This window comes from Helicobacter sp. MIT 00-7814, assembly GCF_003364115.1.
Taxonomy (GTDB): domain Bacteria; phylum Campylobacterota; class Campylobacteria; order Campylobacterales; family Helicobacteraceae; genus Helicobacter_F.
Window position 1 is genome coordinate 1 of the sequence record NZ_NXLL01000061.1, and the last position, 1,491, is coordinate 1,491.

Here is a 1,491-nt window from a genome sequence, read left to right on the forward strand (position 1 = left end):
CCTTCTTTGCATTTCTCTTTGCTACGCAATGCTTATACACTTTTTAACAATCTTTTATTTAAGTCTTAAACACTTTCTATTTTGGTGATCTCTGAAAACTAAGCAAGAATAAAGAAGCTTCTACCTTGTAACTCTTTCTCATTATATTTTAGGTTATGGTTTGGATAAAACGAATTAACCAAACATATCTCTAGAAAGGAGGTGATCCAACCGCAGGTTCACCTACGGTTACCTTGTTACGACTTCACCCCAGTCGCTGCATCTGCCGTGGGCGGTAGCCAGTTTAGCATTCCGACTTAAGGCAAATACAACTCCCATGGTGTGACGGGCGGTGAGTACAAGACCCGGGAACGTATTCACCGCAACATGGCTGATTTGCGATTACTAGCGATTCCAGCTTCATGTAGTCGAGTTGCAGACTACAATCCGAACTGAGAGATGTTTTAGAGATTGGCTCCAGCTCGCGCTATTGCATCTCTTTGTGCACCCCATTGTAGCACGTGTGTAGCCCTAGGCGTAAGGGCCATGATGACTTGACGTCGTCCTCACCTTCCTCCTCCTTACGAAGGCAGTCTCCTTAGAGTGCTCAGCCGAACTGCTAGCAACTAAGGACGAGGGTTGCGCTCGTTGCGGGACTTAACCCAACATCTCACGACACGAGCTGACGACAGCCGTGCAGCACCTGTTTTCAAGCTCCACAAAAGTGGCACTCCGCTATCTCTAGCAGATTCTATCAATGTCAAGCCTAGGTAAGGTTCTTCGCGTATCTTCGAATTAAACCACATGCTCCACCGCTTGTGCGGGTCCCCGTCTATTCCTTTGAGTTTTAATCTTGCGACCGTACTCCCCAGGCGGAATGCTTAATGCGTTAGCTGCATTACTGCCAAGTCTAAGCAAGGCAACAACTAGCATTCATCGTTTAGGGCGTGGACTACCAGGGTATCTAATCCTGTTTGCTCCCCACGCTTTCGTGCATGAGCGTCAGTAATGTTCCAGTAGGTCGCCTTCGCAATGAGTATTCCTCTTGATCTCTACGGATTTTACCCCTACACCAAGAATTCCACCTACCTCTCCCACACTCTAGAATAGCAGTTTCAAATGCAGTGCTATGGTTAAGCCTTAGCATTTCACATCTGACTTGCTATCCCGCCTGCGCACTCTTTACGCCCAGTGATTCCGAGTAACGCTTGCACCCTCCGTATTACCGCGGCTGCTGGCACGGAGTTAGCCGGTGCTTATTCGTTAGATACCGTCATTATCTTCTCTAACAAAAGGAGTTTACAATCCGAAAACCTTCATCCTCCACGCGGCGTTGCTGCTTCAGGGTTTCCCCCATTGAGCAATATTCCCTACTGCTGCCTCCCGTAGGAGTCTGGACCGTGTCTCAGTTCCAGTGTGTCCGATCACCCTCTCAGGCCGGATACCCGTCATAGCCTTGGTGAGCCATTACCTCACCAACAAGCTGATAGGACATAGACCAATCTCATAGCG

Annotated in this window: 1 rRNA gene; it reads right to left on the minus strand. The window is 48.4% G+C overall.

The annotated features are described in order from the left end of the window. Positions 1-194 precede the first annotated feature (194 nt). A 16S ribosomal RNA gene (locus tag CQA49_RS09735) occupies positions 195-1,491 on the minus strand; the annotation flags it as partial.